This is a genomic window from Acidovorax sp. HMWF029, assembly GCF_003060895.1.
GTDB lineage: Bacteria > Pseudomonadota > Gammaproteobacteria > Burkholderiales > Burkholderiaceae_C > Acidovorax.
Map to the genome: position 1 here is coordinate 1 of NZ_QAIH01000288.1, position 2,694 is coordinate 2,694.

Annotated in this window: 3 protein-coding genes; all 3 read right to left on the reverse strand. The window is 68.9% G+C overall.

Translation table 11 applies throughout. From position 1 onward, the window contains the following. Positions 1–16 precede the first annotated feature (16 nt). Positions 17–346, reverse strand: a complete 330-nt coding sequence (locus DBR12_RS20070) for a hypothetical protein (protein ID WP_094287303.1) — start codon at positions 344–346, stop codon at positions 17–19. 55 nt (positions 347–401) lie between these two features. After that, the gene (locus DBR12_RS20075) at positions 402–1,400 is read right to left on the reverse strand and encodes an FHA domain-containing protein (RefSeq protein ID WP_108618848.1); all 999 of its coding nucleotides are present in this window, start codon (positions 1,398–1,400) and stop codon (positions 402–404) included. Then, positions 1,397–2,694 (reverse strand): serine protease (locus DBR12_RS20080; RefSeq protein WP_233244955.1); only part of this gene is annotated, 1,298 nt, incomplete at its 5' end. The genes DBR12_RS20075 and DBR12_RS20080, both read right to left, overlap by 4 nt.

The following is a 2,694-nucleotide window of genomic DNA, read 5'->3' on the forward strand; positions in this document are numbered from 1 at the left end:
GGGTGGGGTGGCGCAATCACGCCTGCCACACCCCAAACCCCGCCGAGCGCAGGTCGATGCCGATCTCGATCTCCCGGTCCACCGCCTCTTCGTAGCTCATGGGGTTGAAGCCCTCGTACAGGTCGGGCAGCAGCCGCAGGCCGTATTGCGTCACAAACCGGTTGGCCTGGATGCCCGCCTTGTGCTTGTCAAACCGCACATCCGGGTCCAGCCCCGTCATGCCTACATACACGCAGGGCTTGCCGTCGATGTAGCCGGGGTTGTTCTTGCGAAAGCGCGGCTCCAGCAGCACGTCTTTGGAGAGTTCGACCACGTAGACGTGGTGGTGGGGCTTGCGGCGGCGCATGGGGCAGGAGGGGGCTTGGCAGATGCGGTCGGCAGGCGCTGTGGGTGTGGCGCGCCTATTCGTCCTCGTCCGCCAGCCCGTCGTCCTTCAGGCGCCGGTCCAGCTTGGCGCGCAGGGCTTCGGCGTCTTGCAGCAGCTGGTCTACCGGCACGGCAGGGGCCACGCGCAGGCTGGGGGGGAACAGGCTGCTCATGTACATCTCGTTTGTCAGCCGCATGCGGTTGAGCCACTGCGCGCCCAGCCATGCGGGCACGCCCAGCATCACCACAGCGGCCACCGTCCAGGCCAGGCCCACGCGGCGGCGGGGCAGCACGGTGGCCAGGTGGGCATACAACGCACCGGCCAGCACCAGCACCATCAGCACGCTGGCGAACTGCGACAGCGCCTCCAGCGAGAACGAAAACGCCGCCAGGTGGGCCACCAGCCGCAGGCCCTCGCTGGCCAGGTACACCGTGCAGGCAATGCGCACATGGCGCCAGAACTGCAGGCGGCCCGCAAACATCTTGTTGGCCACGGCCCACAGGCCCGACCAGGCGTTCATCACCAGCAGCAGCATGAGCAGCACGCTGGGCAGCGACTTGAGGTACTGCGAGCTGTCGCGCGACTCCAGCCACGACGAGGCCATGGCCGCCGCCCCCACCAGCAACACCAGCGCCGCCGTGGTGCCCACGGTGCGCCACGGAAACTCCGGCAGCGCCTGCTCGTCGGCAATGGGTGCATCGGCCAGGCGCAGCGTGATGTGGGTGTGGCCCAGGTCGATGGGGGTGCCGCCGGGCCAGTCAAAACGCTCGCCCTGGGCATGGCGCTTGCGCTGCAGGCGGGCGCCGTTGCGCGTCTCCAGCACCTCCACCTGCACGGTGCGGGGCGCGTCCACCGCACGGTCAATGCGCAGGTGCCGGGGCGCCACAAAGGGGTCGTCCAGCACCAGGTCGCAGTCCAGCGCGCGGCCTACCATCACGGGCCAGCGGGTGATGGGCGCACGCGCCAGCAGGGCGCCGTGTCGGTCATGGGCTTCGATCAGGCCCAGGGTGGTCGTTCTCGGCATCGTGCTCATGGTGCGGCCTCCCAGCGGAAGGCCTTGAGGTAGTGGCTGGCCAGCTTCATGCCGTTGTCAAACGCAACGCCCTGCACATCCAGGCGGCCCAGCACGCCCTGCGTGGGCTGGTTCACCGAGGTCACCAGCACCGTCATGTTGTACAGGCCCGTCAGCTTGCGGTAGGCCGACAGGCACACCACCGCCCGCAGCGGCAGGCTGCCGGGGTCCACAAACCGTTCGGTGCACTCGGCTGCCGTCTGGTGGCGGTTGCCGCGTGTGGGCAACTGCTCGTTGGCAAAACTTTGCGAATACATGCGCGCAAACCGCGCGGCGCCCAGCGTGGGTGCGTTGTAGGCCTCGTACGACAGGCGCACCGCGCCGGTATTGAAGTCGCCCGCCACCACATCGCTGTCGGCGCGGCACTGCGTGCGCTCCAGGTTCAGGCCGGGGAAGGACGGGTCGCGCCCCGAGCCCCAGCACCGCGCCAGCGCATCGTCGGGCACGGGCACGCGGTAGCTGCCGTGGCGCTGTTCGCGCAGCGGTGTTTTCAAAAACCGGTCGGTCAGCACCTGCTGGTGCTCCACCAATTGCCGCGTCATCTCGCCATATGCAGCCTGGGTGATGGGCTGGGCGTTGGCCGCGCGCTGCACCAGCGCCTGGGCAAACTCGGCCGGGATCAAGAAGCTCACCTGCTCGCCATCCATGCGCTTGGCCACGTTCACGCCCAGCACCCGGCCTGCGTCGTCCACCGCCGGGCCGCCGCTCATGCCGGGGTTGAGCGTGCCGCCAAAAAAGATGCGCGGGTAAAAGCTGCGCTTGACCAGCCCGTTGTAGGTGCCCTCGGTCACGGCAAAGCCGATGTCCAGCGGGTTGCCCAGCGAGTAGATGCGCTCGCCCTGCGCCAGTGCTTCGTCGGTGGGCCGAAAGCCCAGCACCGGCGCTGCGGCCGTGCGGCCCTTGGCGCGCAGCACGGCCAGGTCGCGCTGCACGTCAAACGCCAGCAGCTCCACCTCGCCCTCTTGCCCCTCCATCGTCACGTACACGCCCCGGTAGCGCTCGGGCTCCAGCGCCAGCTGGCTGGCCACGTGGAAGTTGGTCACGATCAGCCCATCGGCCGATACAAAAAAACCCGAGCCAATCGACGCCTGCGTGCCCGCGTTGCGCAGCAGCGTGCGGATCTGCACCAGCTTGTCGCGCGACAGCTCGTAAATGCGCCGCGCATCGCGCGAGAGCAGGGCGGCATCGGCCCCGGCGGGCACAGCACCTGCAGCGGCCCCCGGTGGTGGGGCGTTGCCATCCACCGGGCTGCTGC